Source organism: Nonomuraea sp. MTCD27 (assembly GCF_041950495.1).
GTDB lineage: Bacteria > Actinomycetota > Actinomycetes > Streptosporangiales > Streptosporangiaceae > Nonomuraea.
On record NZ_JBGNUW010000004.1, the window covers coordinates 441,816 to 459,617 of the forward strand.

The window sequence follows — 17,802 nt, forward strand, 5'->3', positions numbered from 1 at the left end:
CCATTTTGGGAGGAATGATACAAAATGCCCGAGTGAGTGTTTGCGAGATGACACCCAAGTCAGTATTGCATGCAATCCCTTGTGTTACTCCAGCCGCATAGTGCTCATAAAGTACGCAAGGTGATATGTGCATGAATGCCGGGTATCTCTCTAGACAACCCCTCAGGTAGATCGGCATTCCGTATGGCGCAAGCGATTGACGTAATGCACGTCGATGAGTGTCTGAAAGCTGCGCTCGGCCTCCTCAAGGCCACCTACACCGCCACACCCCACGGGGGCGGGTGGCACCACAGGCTGGCCGACCCCAAGCCGGCGGCGACCGCGACCGCCATCGCCCTGACCGCGTTCCATGAGCAACAGGTGGGGTTCGCGAATTTCGATGCCGGCCTGTCGTTCCTGCGGGCCAGCCAGGTGGCGTCCGACGACCCCCTCCAGGACGGCGGCTGGTGGACCGAGACGCAGGCCCGGGTCCCGCTGATGGAGGCGACGGGCTGGGTGGCGAGGTTCCTGGGACACGCCCGGCTGCACCATGCGGAGGGCGGGCCGGACGTGGGGCGCGCGCTCTCGTGGCTGATCAACAACCAGAACGACGACGGCGGCTGGGGGTCGCATCGCGGATGCCGATCGCGCGTGTGGCTGACCTGCCTGGGCCTGCGCGCGCTGAACTGCCTCCACCCCCGGCACAAGGCCGTCGCGGACGGGGTCAACTGGCTCCTGCGGCAACAGGACGAGGGCAATTTCGGATGGAGCGCCAATGCCGGGGAGCAGACCACGGTGCCGCACACGTCTTTCGTGCTCCTCACCCTCTCGGAGATCAACGCGACATGGCGGGACCAGCGTTTGCTGCGGGCTTATTCCTGGCTCTGCGAGAATGTCGATCCGACCATTATCGACGGGTCCATCGAGTCATATCACGTGAGCCCGTACCCGAATTCCAGAAATGACGACCGGGACCGCGACCAGGGATGGGATCAGGTCATTTACCATCACGCCCTGCCCATCGCGCTGTCGGCGCTCCTGCGCCACCCCGACGGCCCGCCCGCGGGTCTCGTCACCAGGGCCGCCAACACCATCATCCGCTCGCAGATCACCGAGGACGACGACAGGCGCTTCTCCGGCTACTGGCCGGGCCAGTACACCAGCAAGCAGCCGACGCTCTGGAGCACCTGGCCCTGCATGCAGGCCCTCCTCGACCTGAAGCGCGTGCCGTTGCTGCGGGCCGGGGACATCACGACCTGGTCGCGGGAGGCCGTCGTCGTGCAGCGCGGCAGCGCGCGGGACCGCTCGCCGGCCGCCATCCTGCGCGCCCATCACCGCAAGGTCGTGCTGCGCTCCAGGCTGACCCGTCACTGGCCGTCGGGGCTGGTCGTGGTCTCCGTGGGCGCCGGCGGCCTCGCCGTGGGGCTGGGAGGCCTGGGCATGAAGGAGTTCGCCCTTTCGCTGATCTTTCCGTTCCTGCTCTTCGTGGTGGAGCAGCGCAGGAGGAACGGGCGCAAGAACCGCGAGGCCAAGGGCCGGCCGGGGAGGCGTCAGAGCGAGGCCGTGTGAGCCGTGCCTCAGGCGGCCCCCGTCTTTCCCGTCGCCGACAGGACCGCCTCCAGTTCGGCCTGCTGCTCCGGGGTGAAGGCGCGCCTGGGGAGGAAGGCCGCGGGTTGCTTGTTCACGATGAGCAGCCAGAATTCCGGGCCCGTCACCACTTCGGTGAAGAAGGACCAGCGCATGGTGGTGGTGATCTGTTCCGTGCGGCATTCGTACCCGTCGCCGGTCAGGTGGAGCGTGGTGGGCACGCAGAGGTAGGCGACCTGGCGCCTGGACATCCGGCGGATCGACCAGTTCAGGACGAAGGGGAACGCGACCGCTCCGGCGAACATGCCGACGCCCAGGGCGCGCCCGCCCGTCAGGACGCATACGACGCCCGCGATCACCAGGATTGACGGGAGCAGCCGGTAGAAGAACCTGAGCTGGCGTTTCGCGCCCTGCTCGAAAGCCCGCACGACTTCGTCGGGAGTGGGGTCGTACTGAACGGTGAAATCCACCAGGCCGCCTTCGTGGAAAGTGTGCCGACAATCCTGCTGGACTTCGCCGGCCGGCGGCAACTTCGCGGTTTCCCAGGAGATTTGGAGGGCGGATCGGTTGCCCGGAGGTTTCGTCCGGGATTAGCGTCGACGCCGATCTCCATCGTCTGTCAGAGGGGCAGTCATGTCCGTGGCGGGGAACATCAGGAGAGGCCTGGCGGTGGCGCTGGCCGTCGTGCTGGCCATGACCGTGGCCACGCAGGCGGGGGCCGGGACGTCGTCGGCCGCGCCCAGACGGCCGAACATCATCTTCTTCCTGGTCGATGACATGTCGGCCGAGTTGCTCCAGTACATGGACGCCGTGCGCGGCCTGGCCCACGACGGCACGACGTTCACCGACTACTACGTGTCCAACTCGCTCTGCTGCCCGTCGCGGGCCTCCATGTTCACCGGCCAGTTCCCGCACAACACGGGGGTCGCCACGAACACGGGGTCGGACGGTGGCGGTTACCGGGCGTTCGCGCCACACGAGGGGCGTACGTATGCCGTCGCGCTGGACCAGGCCGGCTATCGGACGGGTTACCTCGGCAAGTACATCAACGAATATCCGGTGGCCGACGACTATCACGTGCCGGTCGGGTGGGACGAGTGGCACGTGTCGGCGGGCGGTGGATACAGCGAGTTCAAGTACCAGCTCACCCGCTACATCAAGGAGGAGACGGCCGGGGACAAGCCGATCGACCCCTCCGGCGGCACCTATCTGGTGGACGAGCTCGGGCAGCGCGCCGTGGACTTCATCGAGCGGTCTCGGCGGCACGCGCCGGGGGAGCCGTTCTTCCTCCAGGTCTCGCCGTTCGCGCCGCATGCCAGGATCGGGGCCCAGCCGGGTGACAAGGAGCCGCGTTTCCCGCCCGCGCGGCGCGACCGGCCGAAGAACCAGTTTCCCGCCGGCGAGTTTCCGCACGGGGACTGCGGCGGGCCCGACTGCGCCACCATCGACGTGGCCGCGTTGCCCGCGTTCGACGAGGACACGGCCGACAAGCCGTCCTGGGTCCGGCGGGCGCCCATCGGGCCCAGCCTGGTCAAGGAGCTGCGCAAGGACTTCCGGGACCGGATCCGGATGGTGCAGTCGGTGGACGACATGGTGGAGCGGGTGCTGGCCACGCTGACCGAGGCCGAGCGCCGGGCCACCTATGTGGTCTTCACCAGCGACAACGGGTTCCACCTGGGGCAGCATCGGCTCGTACGCGGCAAGTCCACCGCCTATGACCACGACGTACGGGTGCCGCTGCTGGTCAAGCGGCCGGCCGCCGGGCGGCGGGGTGATCTGGTGAGCGCGGCACTGACCCAGAACGTGGACCTCTTCGCGACCTTCCTCGACATGGCGGGGGTGACGGCGGAGAACCGCGACGGGCGCAGCCTGTTGCCGCTCGTCCAGGGGCGCAAGGTGACGGACTGGCGGCAGGCCGCGCTGATCGAGCACGTCAAGCCGGATCCGGCCGCGCCCGGGGAGCCGGACCCGGATGCCGAGGAACCGCAGCCGGGCAACCCGGGGCCGCCGAGCTACGCGGCCGTGCGGACGGCCGGGGAGCTGTACGTGGAGTACGAAGGGGATCCGAGGCCCGAGTACTACGACACCGTGCGGGATCCGGGGCAGGAGTCCAACGACCCGGACCATGCCAGGACCGCCGATCTGGGCAGGGTGCTCGATCGGCTGAGGGGGTGCGGGCAGCCGGGCGCCGAGGACTGCTGGACCGCCGCCTCGCGGCTCGGCTGACGCGCGCGCCGAAGGGCAGACGCCTGGGGAGCGGTTGACCCCCGCGGGTCGCCGATCCCTGGGGAGCCGCTAGCCCAGCAGGCTTCTGACCTCGGCCAGCAGGTCCACCTGGGCGCGCCAGTCGCCGCCCGAGATGCCGATGACCGCGTGGGTCGCGCCGGCCTCGCGGTACTCGGCCAGCCGTTCGGCGGCCGCCTTCGGGTGGCCGGTGAGCGGGAGGTCGATGACGTCCTGGAGGGGGCGGCCGTAGCCGGTGGCGATGTTCGAGGCGATCTCCTCGCGGGAGGGGAGGCCGGGGCCGGTGCCCAGGGCTGCGGTGCCGCCGATCGCGATGAGCGGCGCCGGGCGGTCGTGCCCGGCGGCCAGCTCCGCCAGACGGGCCCGGCCCGAGGCGACCTCGTGGGGTGAGATCAGGGAAGGGAACCAGCCGTCGCCGAGGCGGGCCGCCCGCCGGATCGCCGCCGCCGAGGCGTTCCCGACCCACACCTGCGGCATCGCCACGGCAGGCGCCAACTGGACGCTCGCCCCGGCACCGCCCGGCCCTTGCCGCTGCCCGGCCGCTGAAACCGGCCCCGGCTTCTGCCGGTGTCCGGTCTCGGACGGGAGGCGCGGCCGGCCGGGCGCGGGGGTGGCGGGGTCGGGTGTGGGTGGCTGGTCAGGGGTGGGTCCGGGTGGGGTGTGGTCGGTCGGCAGGGTGACCGGGTCGCCTGCCAGCAGCCGGGGGAGCAGCTCCAGCGCGAGGTCCGTACGCCGCCCGCGTTCCCCGTACGGAACCCCGGCCGCCGCCCACTGCCCAGCGCCGCCCCCGGACCCCACCCCGAGCACGAGGCGGTCGCCGGACACGTACGCGAGGGTCGCGATCTGCTTGGCGGCCCAGGCCAGGGGGCGGATGGCCGGGATGAACACGCTGGTGCCGATCCGGATCCGGCTCGTGACGGCGGCGGCGGTGGCCAGGGCGATCGGCGCGTCCAGCGTCGGCCCGCCGACGGCCAGGTGGTCGCCGTGCCAGATGCCGTCCAGCCCCGCGTCCTCGGCGTGCCGGGCGGCATCCTGCAGCGTGAGGCCGTCCCTGCGCTGTACGGCTACCCCGGGCAGAATGACGCCGATCTCGAAGAGTCCCATGCCGACACGGTGCAACCTCAAGCGAAGTTGATGTCAATCGTGGACCGGCCGGGAAAACCCGTGGCGCCGCCCGATGATCGAGGTCCACGATCCCTCCATGACAGACGACCGAATACGGGTGCGACCCGCCACACAGGAAGACGCCACCGTCCTGGCCGAGTCGCGCGGGGGTGCGATCGGCTACGTCACGGCCACCGTCCACCGACGTGCCGGCGACGTGCTGACGCGGCCCAGGAACTTCGCGGCCATCGAGCACATAGCGGTGGATCCGGCGGCGGTCAGGGGCGGCGCCGGCTCGGCGCTGGTCGAGGCGGTTCGCGTCGCGGCCAGGGAGGTGGGCTGCACGAGCCTGGTCACGGACGTGTGGGCCGTCAACAAGACGGCGCTGGCGTTCTTCGAGGACGGCCTGGGCTTCGCGCCGATGCGGCACTGGCTGGAGCAGGGGCTGTGAGCGAGCAGGCAGACGCGGGCCCGACTGGGGCGGGGGACATGACCGGCGCCGCCCCGGCTGGAGCGGGGGACATGACCGGCGCGGCCCCGGCTGGAGCGGGGGACATGAGCGACGCGGCACCGGCCGTGGGGGATCGGTGCGGCAGGGGGCCGCGTAGGTTCGCGGATCGGGAGCGGCTCGGCGGTCTGGTGCGCGAGGTCTTCGGGCCCGGCCGCCGGCTCGCCGGGGTGGACCGGCTCCGAGGGGGCAGCAGCAAGGGGGTCTATCGGCTCTCCTTCGACAGCGGCCCGAGCGTCGTCCTCTACGTCTGGTCCGAGGAGGAGAACTTCTGGGACACCGCGGCAAGGGATACGGAGCCGTCCGGGTTGCGGCTCTTCGAGGCCGCGCACGCGCGCCTGAGCTCCCTCGGCGTACGCGTTCCGCGCCTGCATTTCGCCGACGCCGGCCACGAGCACTACCCGGCCGACGTCGCCCTGATCGAGGACGTCCGCGGCGGCACGCTGGAGGAGCGGCTCGGCAGGGACCCGAAGGCGCTGGACCGGCTCGCGGGCAGCCTGCGGGCGATGGCCGGGTGCCGGTCGCCGGAGCTCGGGCGGGTCGCGCTGGTCGAGAGCGGCCAGGGTCTGCGGCGGTCCTGCCCCGAGCTGGTGCTGGAGTGGGCGTTGCGGGACCTGGCCGAGGCCGCGTCGCGGGTCGTGACGATCGGGCGGGCCCGGGAGGCGCTGGAGGAGAAGGCGCGGGAGCTGGCCGCGAGGGTGGAGCCGCGCTCCGACCACGGTCTCATCCACGGCGAGCTGGGGCCCGACCACGTGCTGATGGACGAGCACGACGAGCCGGTGCTCATCGACATCGAGGGCACCATGTTCTTCGACGTCGAATGGGAGCACGTCTTCCTGCGCATCCGCTTCCACGACCACTACGCGGCGCTGCGCGTCGACGGGCTGGACGAGCGCAGGCTGCGGTTCTATCGCCTGGCCCAGCACCTGTCGCTGGTCGCGGGGCCGCTGCGGCTGCTCGACGGGGACTTCCCCGACCGGGAGTTCATGCTGGGCATCGCCCGGCAGCACACGGAGGAGGCGCTCGGCTTCCTGCGGACATGACGTAACCCCTTGTGTACGGTTACGGTGCGGATGTGCCGGGCCTTGCGCGCCTGGTGGAAATCGTCAACTCTTAGGAAGGTTTCCTATCAGTTAGAGGAGTCACCAGTGCGCGTAAGGCAGGTCTTAGCGGCCCTGTGCCTCCTGCTGGCCGCCGCGTGCGGTCAGGGCGAGCCCGAGCCGCAGGTGAACGCCGAGGACGTGATGTTCGTCCAGATGATGGTGCAGCACCACCGGCAGGGCATCGAGATCGCCAAGGTGGGCACGTCCCGCGCCACCACTCCCGAGCTGAAGACGCTGACCGCGGCCATCGAGAGCACGCAGCAGGGCGAGGTCGAGATGATGCTGCGCTGGTTGCACTCCTGGGACCAGCCGCTCGCCCCGGCCACAAGCGCCCACGATCACCACGGCGGCATGCCGGAGACCGACGTCAAGCAGGTCCAGGCGCTGAAGAAGTCGAAGAACTTCGAGTACGACCTGTGCAACCTGCTGATCGCGCACCAGGACGACGCCGTTCAGATGGCCGCCGCCGAGGTGTCGGGCGGCGCCAACCCCGAGGTCCAGCGGTGGGCGGCCCAGGTGCAGAGCTCCCGCAAGGGCCAGATCGACATCATGATGAACCTGATCAAGAAGTAGGACGGCCGCGATCCGCACCATCACCCGTCTCCTGGGGCGAAAAACACTTTCCTCATAGACGCCGATCGCCAGAAGTGATTAGATCACTTGATATGTCCGAGGTTGCGCGGCCCACGCTTTCCGACGCTCTGACCGAGCGCATGCTGGAGCTCATCCGTACGGGAGGGCACCGGCCCGGCGACAGGCTGCCCTCGACCAGGGAGCTCTCCCAGCGCTTCGCCGTCACCACCCCGACGCTGCGCGAGGCGCTACGCAGGCTCGAGGCCACCGGGGCCATCGAGATGCGGCACGGCTCCGGCATCTACGTCGGGGCCGACATCGAACGGCTGGTCCTGCCCAACCCGAACATGCGCGAGATCCACGCCGCCCAGCTCCTGGAGCTGCTCGGCGCGCGCATCGTGATCGAGCCGCCGCTGGCCGCGATGGCCGCCGAGCACGTCGGCCGCGAGGAGCTGGCGGCGCTCAGGCGGGTGCTCGACGAGGCGGGCAGGCACCTGCGCGGCGAGGACGCCGAGCTGCACGACGCGAACATGACCTTCCACCGGGCGACCGCCCGGATGGCGGGCAACAGCGTGCTGCACGAGGTCGTCGACTCGCTGCTCACCGTCCACGGGCCGGAGCAGCGCGAGATCCTGCAGATCTTCGACGACCGGCGCCGTGACTACGACGAGCACCTGGCGATCCTGGAGGCCATCGAAGCAGGCGATGCGGCGCAGGCCGAGGCGCGCATGCGGGCCCACCTGGTCGACGTGAAGACGGTTGTAGAGCAAAGGTTGCGAACCCCCCGATAAGAACCAAGGAGGCCGGCCCATGTTCCGGTCACGTGTGGCCACGCTCGGCGTGGCGGCGCTCGTCCTGACCGCCTGCGGTGGCAACGGCGCCGCGGCGCCGCAGAAGAAGACCGAACTGACGCTGTACAACGACAAGGGCGCGTGGACGAAGTACTTCGACCAGATGGGCGCGCTGTCCAAGCAGAGCATCGGCCTGGGCATGAAGCCGACGGGATACACCGACTCGGCCCAGTACCAGGCGTTCATCAAGGCGTCGTTCCGGACGAACGTCAAGCCCGACCTGTTCACCTGGCAGACCGGGGGGATGCTGGAGGAGATCGTCAAGCAGAAGCAGGTGGCCGACACCACGGCCGTCTGGCAGGAGGCGATCAAGGCCGGTGACCTGTCGCAGGACCTCGTCCCCTACTACACGATCGGCGGCAAGCAGTACTGCGTGCCGATGAACGTCGCGTACTGGGGCATGTTCTACAACAAGAAGATCTTCGACAAGTACGGTCTCAAGCCCCCGGAGACGTGGGAGGACCTGGTCGCCACCGCCGAGACGCTCAAGAAGAACGGCGTCAAGGCCTTCTACCACACCAGCGTGCTGTTCTCCTTCGTCTGGTTCGAGCAGCTCATGGCCGGCACCGACCCCGACCTGTACGACCGCCTGTCCACCGGCAAGGCGAAGTACACCGACCCCGGCGTGGTCCAGGTGATGGAGAAGTGGAAGCAGCTCATCGACGCCGGATATTTCATCAACCCGGGTGACAAGACGGACCCCGGCGACGTGATGAAGAACGGCAAGGCCGCGATGGTCTCCTTCGGCACCTGGTTCAACACCAGCATGACCCAGCGGAGCATGAAGGCCGGCACCGACTACGACTTCTTCGTCATCCCGAACGTCAACCCGTCGCTCCCCAAGACCTCGATGATCTTCGAGAGCGGGCCGCTGTGCTCGCTGACCAAGGCGGCCGACCCCGACGCCAGTATGAAGTACCTCAAGTGGTGGACGACCTCGCAGGCCCAGGAGAAGTGGGCGACGAGCCGGGGTGACGTGAGCGCCAACCCCAAGGTGACGATCGACGACAAGGTGCTCGGAACCGTCACCAAGGACGCGGGCGGCGGCAAGTACCGCCTGGTCAACCGCTACTTCGAGGCCACGCCGCCGCCCATCCTGACGGCCGCGCTGGACGGCTTCTCCAAGTTCGTCACCGAGCCGGACACCTACAAGGAGGTCCTGGACACGATCCAGAAGGCCGCCGACGAGTACTGGAGCACGCATCAGTGAGTGCACGCCCAATGCTCGGGCGGTTCCGGCACGGTTACGTGGCGCCGGCGGCCCTGCTGGTCGCGGGGCTGCTGTACGCGCCGTTCCTGTGGACGGCCTACCTGAGCCTGACCCGGTACGACGGCCTGGAGCCGCCGCAGTGGATCGGCCTGGCCAACTTCGCCAAGCTGTTCGACGACGCGGCGCTGCTCACCTCGACCCGCAACACGCTGATCTGGGTGATCGGCACCATGGTGCTGCCGGTCGGGCTCGGGCTGCTGGTCGCGGTGCTGTCCTACGACATCAAGGGCGGCGCGTGGTTCCGGGTGCCGTTCATGCTGCCGTACGCGCTGAGCGGCGCGGGCCTGGCCATGGTGTGGAGCCCGATCCTGTCGCATGACGGCGTGGCCAACCTGCTGCTGGGCGTGGACACCGCGTTCCTGCAGGAGTCGCCGGCCAACACGTTCGCGATGCTCGCGGTCTGGACGTGGCAGCAGCTCGGCGTGAACACGTTGCTGTTCGTGGTCGGGCTGCAGTCCATCCCCAAGGAGCCGATCGAGGCGGCCCGGCTCGACGGTGCGTCGGGGTGGGGGCTGTTCCGGCACGTGATCTGGCCTCTCATGCGGCCGCTGACGGCGGTCGTGGTCGGGCTCGCGCTGGTGGCCAGCCTGAAGACGTTCGACATCGTGTGGGTGCTGACGCAGGGCGGCCCCGGGCGCAACTCCGAGACGCTGGCGGTGACCATGTACAAGGAGACGTTCGTGGCCAGCGACTACGGCTACGGCTCGGCGGTGGCGGTGATGCTGACCGTCGTCACGGGGCTGGCGTCCTACCTGTACCTCCGGAGGCAGGTGACGGCCGCATGATCAGGCGGGTCGTGCTGGTCGTGCTCGGGCTGATCTGGCTCGGGCCGACGTACCTGCTGCTCGTGAACGCCTCCCGGCCGGCGGAGTCGTACGATCCGGGCCGGGCGTGGGTGCCGTCCGGCGACTTCGCGCTGCTGGAGAACTTCGGCCGGGCCCTGGAGGGCGCGAACCTCACGCAGAGCCTGGCCAGCACCGCGCTCTACAGCCTCGTCTCGCCGCTGCTCGGCGTGATCATCGGGGCGCTGGCCGGGTATGTGATCGTGGTGTTGCGGCTCAGGCACGGCTTCTGGTGGTTCCTGCTGATCTTCGGCGGCACCGTGTTCCCCTCCCAGATGCTGCTCGTGCCCCTCTTCGTCGGCTACAGCGACGCCGGCCTGTACGACAGCCGCGTCGGCATGATCCTCATCTACACGGCCATCAACGTGCCGCTGGCCGCGTTCGTCCTGCGCAACTTCTACACCGGCGTGGCCTTCTCGATCTTCGAGGCCGCCCGGATGGACGGCGCCACCACCTGGCGCATCTTCTGGCGGATCTACCTGCCGATCTCGTTCACCGCGCTGATGGCCGTGTTCATCCTCGAGTTCACCTTCATCTGGAACGACCTCATCTTCGGCCTGACCCTCACGCAGACCGAGGACGTGCGGCCGGTGATGACCGCCATCGCGGGCCTCATGACCGACGTGTACGCCGGCACCCCCGTCCCCGTCGGCCTGGCCGCCGGGCTCGTGGTCTCGCTGCCGACCGTCGTGCTGTTCCTCGCCACCCAGCGCCTCTTCGCCAGGGGCCTGTCTCTAGGGAGTGTTCAATGACCAGCCGGTTGCTCCAGCGCAGCCTGGGGAGCCCCGACTACGACGGGATCAGGCAGGCGCTGCGCGACGACACCTCGACGCCCGTCATCAGCGTGCGCGGGCTGGAGGTACGGGTCGCGGTGCTGCCGCTGTTCACCCACGACGGCCGCCAGGCGGTCCGGGTCTCCAGCACCGAGCCGCTCACGCACGTGCTGGTCGGCGTGGACAGCGCGTCCGGCACCGACGTGACGCTGCTGGTGCCCGAGGTGGACGCGCCGCGCGAGCTGACCCTGGAGTGCCGCGACGACGCCGGGGTGGTCGGCACCGCGCAGGTCACGGTGACCCCCCAGCGCAAGTGGAGCGTGTTCGTGGTGCACCACTCGCACCTGGACATCGGCTACACCGACCCGCAGGGCACGGTGCTGCGCCACCACCTCGACTACCTCGACGCGGCGCTGCGGCTGGCCGAGGAGACCGCGTCCTGGCCGGACGACGCGAAGTTCAGGTGGACGGTCGAGTCGTCGATGCCGGCACTGAAGTGGCTCGACGCCCGGCCCAAGGAGATGGTCGACTCGTTCGCCGCGCTGGCCAGGGCCGGCGTGATCGAGGTGACGGCGCTGCCGTTCCAGCTGCACACCGAGGCGTGCTCGACCGAGGAGCTGTACCGCCAGCTGCGCTTCACCGCCCAGCTGGAGCGGCAGTACGGCTTCGCGACCAGGTCGGCCATGCACACCGACGTGCCGGGAGCGGTCGTGGGGCTGGTGGACGCGCTCAGCTCGGCGGGCGTGCGCTATCTGGCCGCCGCCCACAACTGGGCCGGGCGGTCGGTGCCCTACCTGCACGGCGGGGACAAGCTCACCAGGCCGTTCCGGTGGCGGGCGCCGAGCGGGAACGAGATCATCGTGTGGTTCACCGACACGCCGCACGGGATGGCGTACATGGAGGGCAACACGGTCGGGCTGACCGACTCCTACGAGCTGGCCGACGACCTGCTGCCGCGCTACCTGTCGGCGCTGGCCACGCGGGGTTACCCGTACGGGCCGGGGACGTTCGGGTGGCAGGGGCCGGACGCGCCGAAGGAGCCGTACGAGCTGGACGTGCTGCACCTGCGGGTGCAGGGCGCGCACGCCGACAACGCCGGGCCGTCGATCGTGCCCGCGTCGATCGCGCGCCGGTGGAACGAGCAGTGGGCCTACCCCCGCCTCAGAAGTGCGGTGAACAGCGACTTCTTCGAGCACGTCGAGGAGCGCTACCACGACCGGCTGGCGGTGCACGAGGGCGACTGGACCGACTGGTGGGCCGACGGGCTCGGCTCCGGCGCGCGCCCCCTCGGGTACGTACGCCGGGCGCAGTCGGCCCTGCGCGTCGCCGAGACGCTGCACACCATCGCCGGCGTGGACGCCACCGAGCAGATCGACGCCGCCTACGACAAGGTCGCGCTGTTCAACGAGCACACCTGGGGCGCGGCCAACCCGTGGGAGGACGCCGAGGAGGCGGGCGACTCGGGCGGGCTGCAGTGGACGCGCAAGTCCTCCGGCGCGTACTCGGCCCAGGACGACGCGGCCGACCTGCTGCACGCGGCCACCCGCAGGTTCGCCGCCGCCCTGTCGGAGTCGGGCACCGAGGGCGGCGCCCTGGCCTCCTTCGCCGTCTTCAACCCCGGCACCTGGACGCGGACCGACATCGTGCGCGCGTTCCTGCCGAGGGACGTGGTGGGCGTGGACGTGCCGATCGCGCTGGTGGACTCGCGGACCGGCCGGACGCTGCCGCACCACGAGGAGTTCGTGGACCCGGTGGACTGGCCGACCCGGCCGATCGGGCGGCACGTCCACGCGGTCGTCCCGGACGTCGCCGGGTTCGGCTACGCCCGCGTCGACGTGGTGCCGGGTGAGAGCCAGGCCCCCGAGCCGGTCGAGCTGGACCTGAGCGGGGTGATCGAGAACGAGTTCTACCGGGTGGCGTACGACGTGCGCGAGGGCTACCTCAGCTCGATCTTCGACAAGCGCGCGGGCCGGGAGCTGGTCAACGGCGACGCGGCGGCCGGCTTCGGCCAGTACGTCTACGACCAGTACGCCACCGCCCCGCACTTCAACCACCTGTCCGGGCACGTCGGCGCGCACGACCGCACGCTGCTCGGCGACCGCGCCATCGGCAGGCACGCCACCATCACCGAGGCCAAGCGGACGGCCGTGGGCGAGAAGCTGGTCGTGGAGCTGAGTGGCAAGGGCGTCGACTGGATCCGCACCACGATCGAGCTGTACCACGGCGTGCCCCGCCTCGACCTCACCTACCAGCTGGCCAAGCAGGGCACCCCGGCCAAGGAGGCGGTCTTCCTGGCCTTCCCGTTCGCCGCCGGCCGGCCCACCGCCTGGGAGCTGACCGGCGGGGTGGGCGGCCCGGAGGTGCCCCGGGTGCCCGGCTCGGCCGAGTACATGCTGCCGATCAGGCACTGGATCGCCTTCGAGGACCCCGAGCTGACCGTCGCCTGGGCCACGCTGGAGGCGCCGCTCGTGCAGCTCGGCACCATCCACATGCCGTACGCGCCGTTCCCGCCCACGCTCGACCAGGAGGACGGCACGGTCTACTCCTGGGCGCTCAACAACATCTGGGACACCAACTTCCCGGCGCAGCAGCAGGGCGAGACCACGTTCCGCTACGCGGTGACCTCGGAAGCGGGCGTCCAGGGCAGGCGGCTCGGCGCGGCGGCGGCCTCCGGGCTGTGCGAGCCGTTCGTGGGCGCATTGATCACCGACAGCCCCGACGTCTCCGAGACGTACGTGTCCGTGGACCATCCCGACGTGCTGGTCACGTCCCTGGGCTGGGACGGCGTGCGGCTGCAGTCGCTGGCCGCCGAGCCGGTCGAGGTCAGGGTGTCGATGCCGGGGCAACAGACGGTCGAGGTACGGCTGCCCGCCTGCGGGGTGGCCGTCGTCAGGGGGACGCGCCAGTGAAGATCGTTGACATCAGGGCCACGACGGTCGCCGTGCCGCTGGAGGCGCCGCTGCGGCACAGCAACGGCGCCCACTGGGGCCGGTTCGTCCGCACGATCGTCGAGGTCGAGGCCGACAACGGGCTGATCGGCCTGGGGGAGATGGGAGGTGGCGGGGAGAGCGCCGAGTCGGCCTTCCGTGCGCTGATGCCGTACCTGAAGGGCCACAACCCCTTCCAGCTGGAGGCGCTGCGCTTCAAGATCGCCAACCCGACGGCCTCGCTCTACAACAACCGCACGCAGCTGCTGGCCGCCATCGAGTTCGCCTGCATCGACCTCGTCGGCCAGCATCTCGGCGTGCCCGCCCACGACCTGCTCGGCGGGCGCGTACGCGACGAGGTGCCGTTCGCCTCCTACCTGTTCTTCCGGTACGCCGCCGACGGCCACGCCGAGATCCGCACCCCCGACCAGCTCGTCGCGCACACCGCCGCGCTCAAGGAGGCCCACGGGTTCACCGTGCACAAGCTCAAGGGCGGGGTCTTCCCGCCGGACTACGAGCTGGAGTGCTACCGGGCGCTGGCCGCGGCGTTCCCCGGCGACCGGCTGCGCTACGACCCGAACGCCGTGCTCTCGGTGGCCGAGGGGCTGCGCTTCGGCCGGGCCATCGAGGGGCTGAACAACGACTACCTGGAAGACCCGGTCTGGGGGCTCGAAGGGCTCAGGCTCGTACGCGAGCAGGTCCGGGTGCCGCTGGCCACCAACACCGTCGTGGTCAACTTCGAGCAGCTGGCCTCGAACGTCCTGCGCAGGGGCGCCGACGTGGTGCTGCTGGACACGACCTTCTGGGGCGGCATCAGGCCGTGCGTGAAGGCGGCCGGGGTGTGCGAGACGTTCCAGCTCGGGGTGGCCGTGCACTCGTCGGGGGAGCTGGGCATCCAGCTCGCGACCATGCTGCACCTGGGCGCGGTGCTGCCGAACCTCACCTACGCCGCCGACGCGCACTACCACCAGCTCAGGGACGACGTGATCGAGGGCGGCAAGATGGCGTACTCGGAGGGCGCCATCGCCGTGCCGCCGGGGCCGGGGCTGGGCGTGCGGCTGGACCGGGAGCGGGTGGCCCGCTACGCGGAGCTCTACCGGGAGCTGGGCGGCTACCCGTACGACCGGGACCCCGGGCGGCCCGGCTGGTACGCCACGGTGCCCAACGAGCGCTTCGCGGACCCGCATCGGGAAATCGCACCATAATGGGGCGATATGTCTGAAGAGTCAAAGCCTGCCGCGCCTGCCGACAACCTCGTCGCCACCTCCCACACGCTGCCGTCCGGCCAGTCCTACACCGCCACCACCGGCACCATGGTGCTGCGCGAGGAGGTGATCACCGACGGCAAGTTCGAGGGTCTGCGACCGAAGGCCGAGGTGTTCGTCACCGCGTACACGCTGGACGGGGCCGAGCCGCTGAGCCGGCCGGTCACGTTCGCGTTCAACGGCGGGCCCGGGTCGTCCAGCGTGTGGCTGCACCTGGGGGTGCTCGGGCCGCGCCGGGTCGTGATGGGGGACGCCGGGGCGCTGCTGCCGCCCCCGTACGGGCTGGCCGACAACGAGGAGAGCCTGCTGCGGGTGAGCGACCTGGTCTTCATCGACCCGGTCTCCACCGGGTTCTCGCGGGCGGCCGAGGGGGAGAAGGCGGAGCCGTACCACGGGTTCACCGGCGACCTGGAGTCCGTCGGCGAGGTCATCAGGTTGTGGACCACCAGGAACGGGCGGTGGATGTCGCCGAAGTTCCTGGCCGGGGAGTCGTACGGCACCGTGCGGGCCGCCGGGCTGGCCGACCACCTGCAGTCGCGTTACGGCATGTACCTCAACGGCGTGATGCTGATCTCCTCGGTGCTCGACTTCATCACGGGCGAGTTCAACGAGGGCAACGACCTGGCCTACGCCCTCTACCTGTCGACCTACGCGGCCATCGCGCACTACCACGGGCTGCACGGGGACCGGCCGCTGGCCGAGGTGTTGCGCGAGGCCGAGGAGTACGCGGGCGGCGACTACCTGTGGGCGCTGACCCGCGGCAACCGCCTGACGCCCGAGGAGCGTGCGGCCGCGGTCGCCAGGGTGGCCGCGCTCACCGGGCTGAGCGAGGACTACGTGGACCGGGTGAACCTGCGCATCGAGCACATCCGGTACTTCACGGAGGTGCTGCGCTCCCGGCGGCAGATCGTGGGGCGGCTCGACGGCCGCTTCACCGGCTGGGACCCCGACTCCGGTCGCGAGCACTTCACCGCCGACCCCAGCATGGACGCGATCATGGGTCCCTACAGCGCGGCCCTCAACCACTACCTTCGCTCGGAGCTGGGCTACGCCAACGACCTGCCGTACGAGGTGCTCACCTCGCGCGTGCGGCCCTGGTCGTACAAGGAGTTCGAGAACGCGCACGTGCAGGTGGCCTCGCGCCTGGCCGCCGCCATGCGGGCCAACCCGCACCTGCGCGTGCACGTGGCCTGCGGGTACCACGACGGCGCGACCCCGTACTTCGCCGCCGAGCACACCTTCGCCCACCTGCCCGTGCCCGCCGAGCTGGCCGGCAACGTGGAGTTCAGGTACTACGAGGCCGGCCACATGATGTACGTCCACGAGCCCAGCAGGCTCGCCCAGTCAGCGGACCTGGCCGCCTTCGTGCTCGGCGAGCAGGCGTGAGGCCCGGCTCAGGCGCTGCCTGAGGTTGGCGCGCAGGGCGGCGAAGCGGCCCGGGTTGTCGCGGATGACGGTCCGCTGCAACTCGGCGTCGGCCGCGTACCAGGCGGCGACCAGGCCCGACGACCACTTGCACGTGGTGTCGGCGGTCGCGGTCTGCCGCTCCTCCTCGCTCACCGCGGCCTCGTCGAGGTTCCAGCGGCCGTCGGCGATGGCCGCCTCGGGAGCGGGGTAGGAGTGGCCGGCCTGGCTCATGCACGACTGCCAGCGCTTGATCGCCGCCGTCACCGACGGGTGCTTGGCGGCCTGCTCCAGCGTGAGCGAGTCCTGCAGGGACAGCCACGGCCAGTCCGCCTTGCGCGCCCCCTTGTCCAGGGTGAGCGTCGCGCGGTCCAGGCAGCCGCGGTCCGCCGCGGTGCCGTACAGGCGGTGCCGGGTCCGCTTCGGCAGCTTGGTGGCCCAGGCGCCGGTCGTGTCGGGAGAGGGCGGCCTGGCCAGGTGGTAACCGTGACGCTTGGCGGCCTCGGTGTCGGTGACGCCGTAGCGGCGGGAGTTGCCGGGGTCCACGGCGGCGAGTTCGGCCGGGTCCTCGGCCGGTGGGGCGACGCTGATGCCCTGCTTGCGCATGCATCGGACGACGAGGTGGTTGTGGGCGTTGCCCAGGACGGCCCGCTGCTCGGGAGTGGTCTTGTAGGCGTCGAACGGCAGCACCAGCTGCGACACCTTGGTGACGCCCCGCACGGGCGTCGGTGGCGCGGGCTCGTCGGCGCCGCAGGCCGCGGTGGTCGTCACCAGCAACAGCGCGCTGGCGAGGAGACCGCGGCAGCCGGTTTCCGGCGGCCAAGCCCGGAAACCGGCACTCCCCTTATTGCTCAGTGGCACCAGATGTCGATCGCGCTGGTGCGGTTGTTGCCGATGGCGTTGTTCGCCAGGAAACCGTCGTTCGAGTTGTGCGTGAACGTGCTGTGGGCGCCCGTGTAACCCGGGTGCTGCCAGAGAGTGGCGCTGCAGCCGATGCGGTTCCTGACGGAGCTGGTCTCGTTGTTCATGCTGTGCCAGGAGTTGCTGAAGTCCCAGTTCAGCCAGTTGTTGTCGGCGAAGTTGGAATCGTCCTTGACGAAGTCCCGCCAGTGGTCGACCTGTCCGCGGTTGTAGTCGAAGCCGGCGTACAGGCAGACACGACCGCCGTAGCAGGTCGAGCGGGGGCTTGCCACCGCGGCGGCAGCGGGGACGACCGCCGCGAAGATAGCGGCCGCGGCGACGAAGCCGGCGGCCTTCTTGGATAGCCTCACAGGTCTCTCCTCATGGGTGAGTCGTTTCGACCTCGTAACTTAGCGTGCCGAATCGAATACGAGCCGTCGTGACTCGCCGATTCCATAAGGGCTGCGCGCCC

At 70.1% G+C, this 17,802-nt stretch carries 16 protein-coding genes; 12 read left to right on the forward strand and 4 right to left on the reverse strand.

Going from position 1 to position 17,802, the window contains the following annotated elements:
* Positions 1-135 precede the first annotated feature (135 nt).
* The gene (locus ACBJ59_RS14285) at positions 136-1,548 is read left to right on the forward strand and encodes a prenyltransferase/squalene oxidase repeat-containing protein (RefSeq protein WP_375110639.1); all 1,413 of its coding nucleotides are present in this window, start codon (positions 136-138) and stop codon (positions 1,546-1,548) included.
* 8 nt (positions 1,549-1,556) lie between these two features.
* Here ACBJ59_RS14285 and ACBJ59_RS14290 read toward each other — a convergent pair whose 3' ends face one another.
* On the reverse strand, positions 1,557-2,036 hold the full coding sequence (locus ACBJ59_RS14290) for a YcxB family protein (protein WP_375110640.1): 480 nt from the start codon (positions 2,034-2,036) through the stop codon (positions 1,557-1,559).
* 163 nt (positions 2,037-2,199) lie between these two features.
* Here ACBJ59_RS14290 and ACBJ59_RS14295 point away from each other — a divergent pair, with 163 nt between their 5' ends.
* Positions 2,200-3,792: a sulfatase gene (locus ACBJ59_RS14295; protein WP_375110641.1), complete on the forward strand. Its 1,593-nt coding sequence runs from the start codon at positions 2,200-2,202 to the stop codon at positions 3,790-3,792.
* A gap of 69 nt (positions 3,793-3,861) precedes the next feature.
* Here ACBJ59_RS14295 and ACBJ59_RS14300 read toward each other — a convergent pair whose 3' ends face one another.
* Positions 3,862-4,914, reverse strand: coding sequence for an LLM class flavin-dependent oxidoreductase (locus ACBJ59_RS14300; protein WP_375110642.1), 1,053 nt, complete (start codon positions 4,912-4,914; stop codon positions 3,862-3,864).
* 97 nt (positions 4,915-5,011) lie between these two features.
* On the opposite strand from ACBJ59_RS14300, the gene ACBJ59_RS14305 reads away from it, so the two are divergent.
* The 10 genes from ACBJ59_RS14305 (at position 5,012) to ACBJ59_RS14350 (ending at position 16,412) form a co-directional block, all read left to right on the forward strand.
* On the forward strand, positions 5,012-5,365 hold the full coding sequence (locus ACBJ59_RS14305) for a GNAT family N-acetyltransferase (RefSeq protein WP_375110643.1): 354 nt from the start codon (positions 5,012-5,014) through the stop codon (positions 5,363-5,365).
* On the forward strand, positions 5,362-6,465 hold the full coding sequence (locus ACBJ59_RS14310) for a phosphotransferase family protein (RefSeq protein ID WP_375110644.1): 1,104 nt from the start codon (positions 5,362-5,364) through the stop codon (positions 6,463-6,465). The genes ACBJ59_RS14305 and ACBJ59_RS14310 overlap by 4 nt, the downstream gene beginning before the upstream one ends.
* A 105-nt stretch (positions 6,466-6,570) precedes the next feature.
* A complete protein-coding gene (locus ACBJ59_RS14315; RefSeq protein WP_375110645.1) occupies positions 6,571-7,098 on the forward strand; it encodes a DUF305 domain-containing protein in 528 nt (175 codons plus the stop codon).
* A gap of 92 nt (positions 7,099-7,190) precedes the next feature.
* Positions 7,191-7,889: a FadR/GntR family transcriptional regulator gene (locus ACBJ59_RS14320; RefSeq protein WP_375110646.1), complete on the forward strand. Its 699-nt coding sequence runs from the start codon at positions 7,191-7,193 to the stop codon at positions 7,887-7,889.
* A gap of 19 nt (positions 7,890-7,908) precedes the next feature.
* Entirely contained in the window at positions 7,909-9,159 is a 1,251-nt protein-coding gene (locus tag ACBJ59_RS14325) for an ABC transporter substrate-binding protein (RefSeq protein ID WP_375110647.1), read from the forward strand.
* The gene (locus tag ACBJ59_RS14330; RefSeq protein ID WP_375110648.1) at positions 9,156-10,004 is read left to right on the forward strand and encodes a carbohydrate ABC transporter permease; all 849 of its coding nucleotides are present in this window, start codon (positions 9,156-9,158) and stop codon (positions 10,002-10,004) included. Before ACBJ59_RS14325 ends, ACBJ59_RS14330 begins: the two co-directional genes overlap by 4 nt.
* Positions 10,001-10,813, forward strand: a complete 813-nt coding sequence (locus ACBJ59_RS14335; RefSeq protein WP_375110649.1) for a carbohydrate ABC transporter permease — start codon at positions 10,001-10,003, stop codon at positions 10,811-10,813. Before ACBJ59_RS14330 ends, ACBJ59_RS14335 begins: the two co-directional genes overlap by 4 nt.
* A complete protein-coding gene (locus tag ACBJ59_RS14340) occupies positions 10,810-13,743 on the forward strand; it encodes a glycoside hydrolase family 38 C-terminal domain-containing protein (RefSeq protein WP_375110650.1) in 2,934 nt (977 codons plus the stop codon). Before ACBJ59_RS14335 ends, ACBJ59_RS14340 begins: the two co-directional genes overlap by 4 nt.
* Positions 13,740-14,966, forward strand: a complete 1,227-nt coding sequence (locus ACBJ59_RS14345; RefSeq protein WP_375110651.1) for an enolase C-terminal domain-like protein — start codon at positions 13,740-13,742, stop codon at positions 14,964-14,966. The genes ACBJ59_RS14340 and ACBJ59_RS14345 overlap by 4 nt, the downstream gene beginning before the upstream one ends.
* Before the next feature lie 9 nt (positions 14,967-14,975).
* Complete coding sequence (locus ACBJ59_RS14350) at positions 14,976-16,412, forward strand: S10 family peptidase (RefSeq protein WP_375110652.1); 1,437 nt, start codon at positions 14,976-14,978, stop codon at positions 16,410-16,412.
* Here ACBJ59_RS14350 and ACBJ59_RS14355 read toward each other — a convergent pair.
* Together ACBJ59_RS14355 and ACBJ59_RS14360 are read right to left on the reverse strand one after the other, a co-directional pair.
* Positions 16,371-17,201, reverse strand: coding sequence for a hypothetical protein (locus ACBJ59_RS14355; protein ID WP_375110653.1), 831 nt, complete (start codon positions 17,199-17,201; stop codon positions 16,371-16,373). The two genes, ACBJ59_RS14350 and ACBJ59_RS14355, sit on opposite strands and share 42 nt — an antisense overlap.
* Positions 17,202-17,281: 80 nt before the next feature.
* Entirely contained in the window at positions 17,282-17,701 is a 420-nt protein-coding gene (locus ACBJ59_RS14360; RefSeq protein ID WP_364115816.1) for a peptidase inhibitor family I36 protein, read from the reverse strand.
* Positions 17,702-17,802 lie beyond the last annotated feature (101 nt).

What these genes read in the sequence shown, in the direction of transcription:
- ACBJ59_RS14320 (WP_375110646.1), top strand. Translation starts at nt 7,191, where the DNA reads ATGTCCGAGGTTGCGCGGCCCACGCTTTCCGACGCTCTGACCGAGCGC.
- ACBJ59_RS14335 (WP_375110649.1), top strand. Translation starts at nt 10,001, where the DNA reads ATGATCAGGCGGGTCGTGCTGGTCGTGCTCGGGCTGATCTGGCTCGGG.
- ACBJ59_RS14340 (WP_375110650.1), top strand. Translation starts at nt 10,810, where the DNA reads ATGACCAGCCGGTTGCTCCAGCGCAGCCTGGGGAGCCCCGACTACGAC.
- ACBJ59_RS14305 (WP_375110643.1), top strand. Translation starts at nt 5,012, where the DNA reads ATGACAGACGACCGAATACGGGTGCGACCCGCCACACAGGAAGACGCC.
- ACBJ59_RS14300 (WP_375110642.1), bottom strand. Translation starts at nt 4,914, where the DNA reads ATGGGACTCTTCGAGATCGGCGTCATTCTGCCCGGGGTAGCCGTACAG.
- ACBJ59_RS14285 (WP_375110639.1), top strand. Translation starts at nt 136, where the DNA reads ATGCCGGGTATCTCTCTAGACAACCCCTCAGGTAGATCGGCATTCCGT.
- ACBJ59_RS14295 (WP_375110641.1), top strand. Translation starts at nt 2,200, where the DNA reads ATGTCCGTGGCGGGGAACATCAGGAGAGGCCTGGCGGTGGCGCTGGCC.
- ACBJ59_RS14325 (WP_375110647.1), top strand. Translation starts at nt 7,909, where the DNA reads ATGTTCCGGTCACGTGTGGCCACGCTCGGCGTGGCGGCGCTCGTCCTG.
- ACBJ59_RS14350 (WP_375110652.1), top strand. Translation starts at nt 14,976, where the DNA reads ATGTCTGAAGAGTCAAAGCCTGCCGCGCCTGCCGACAACCTCGTCGCC.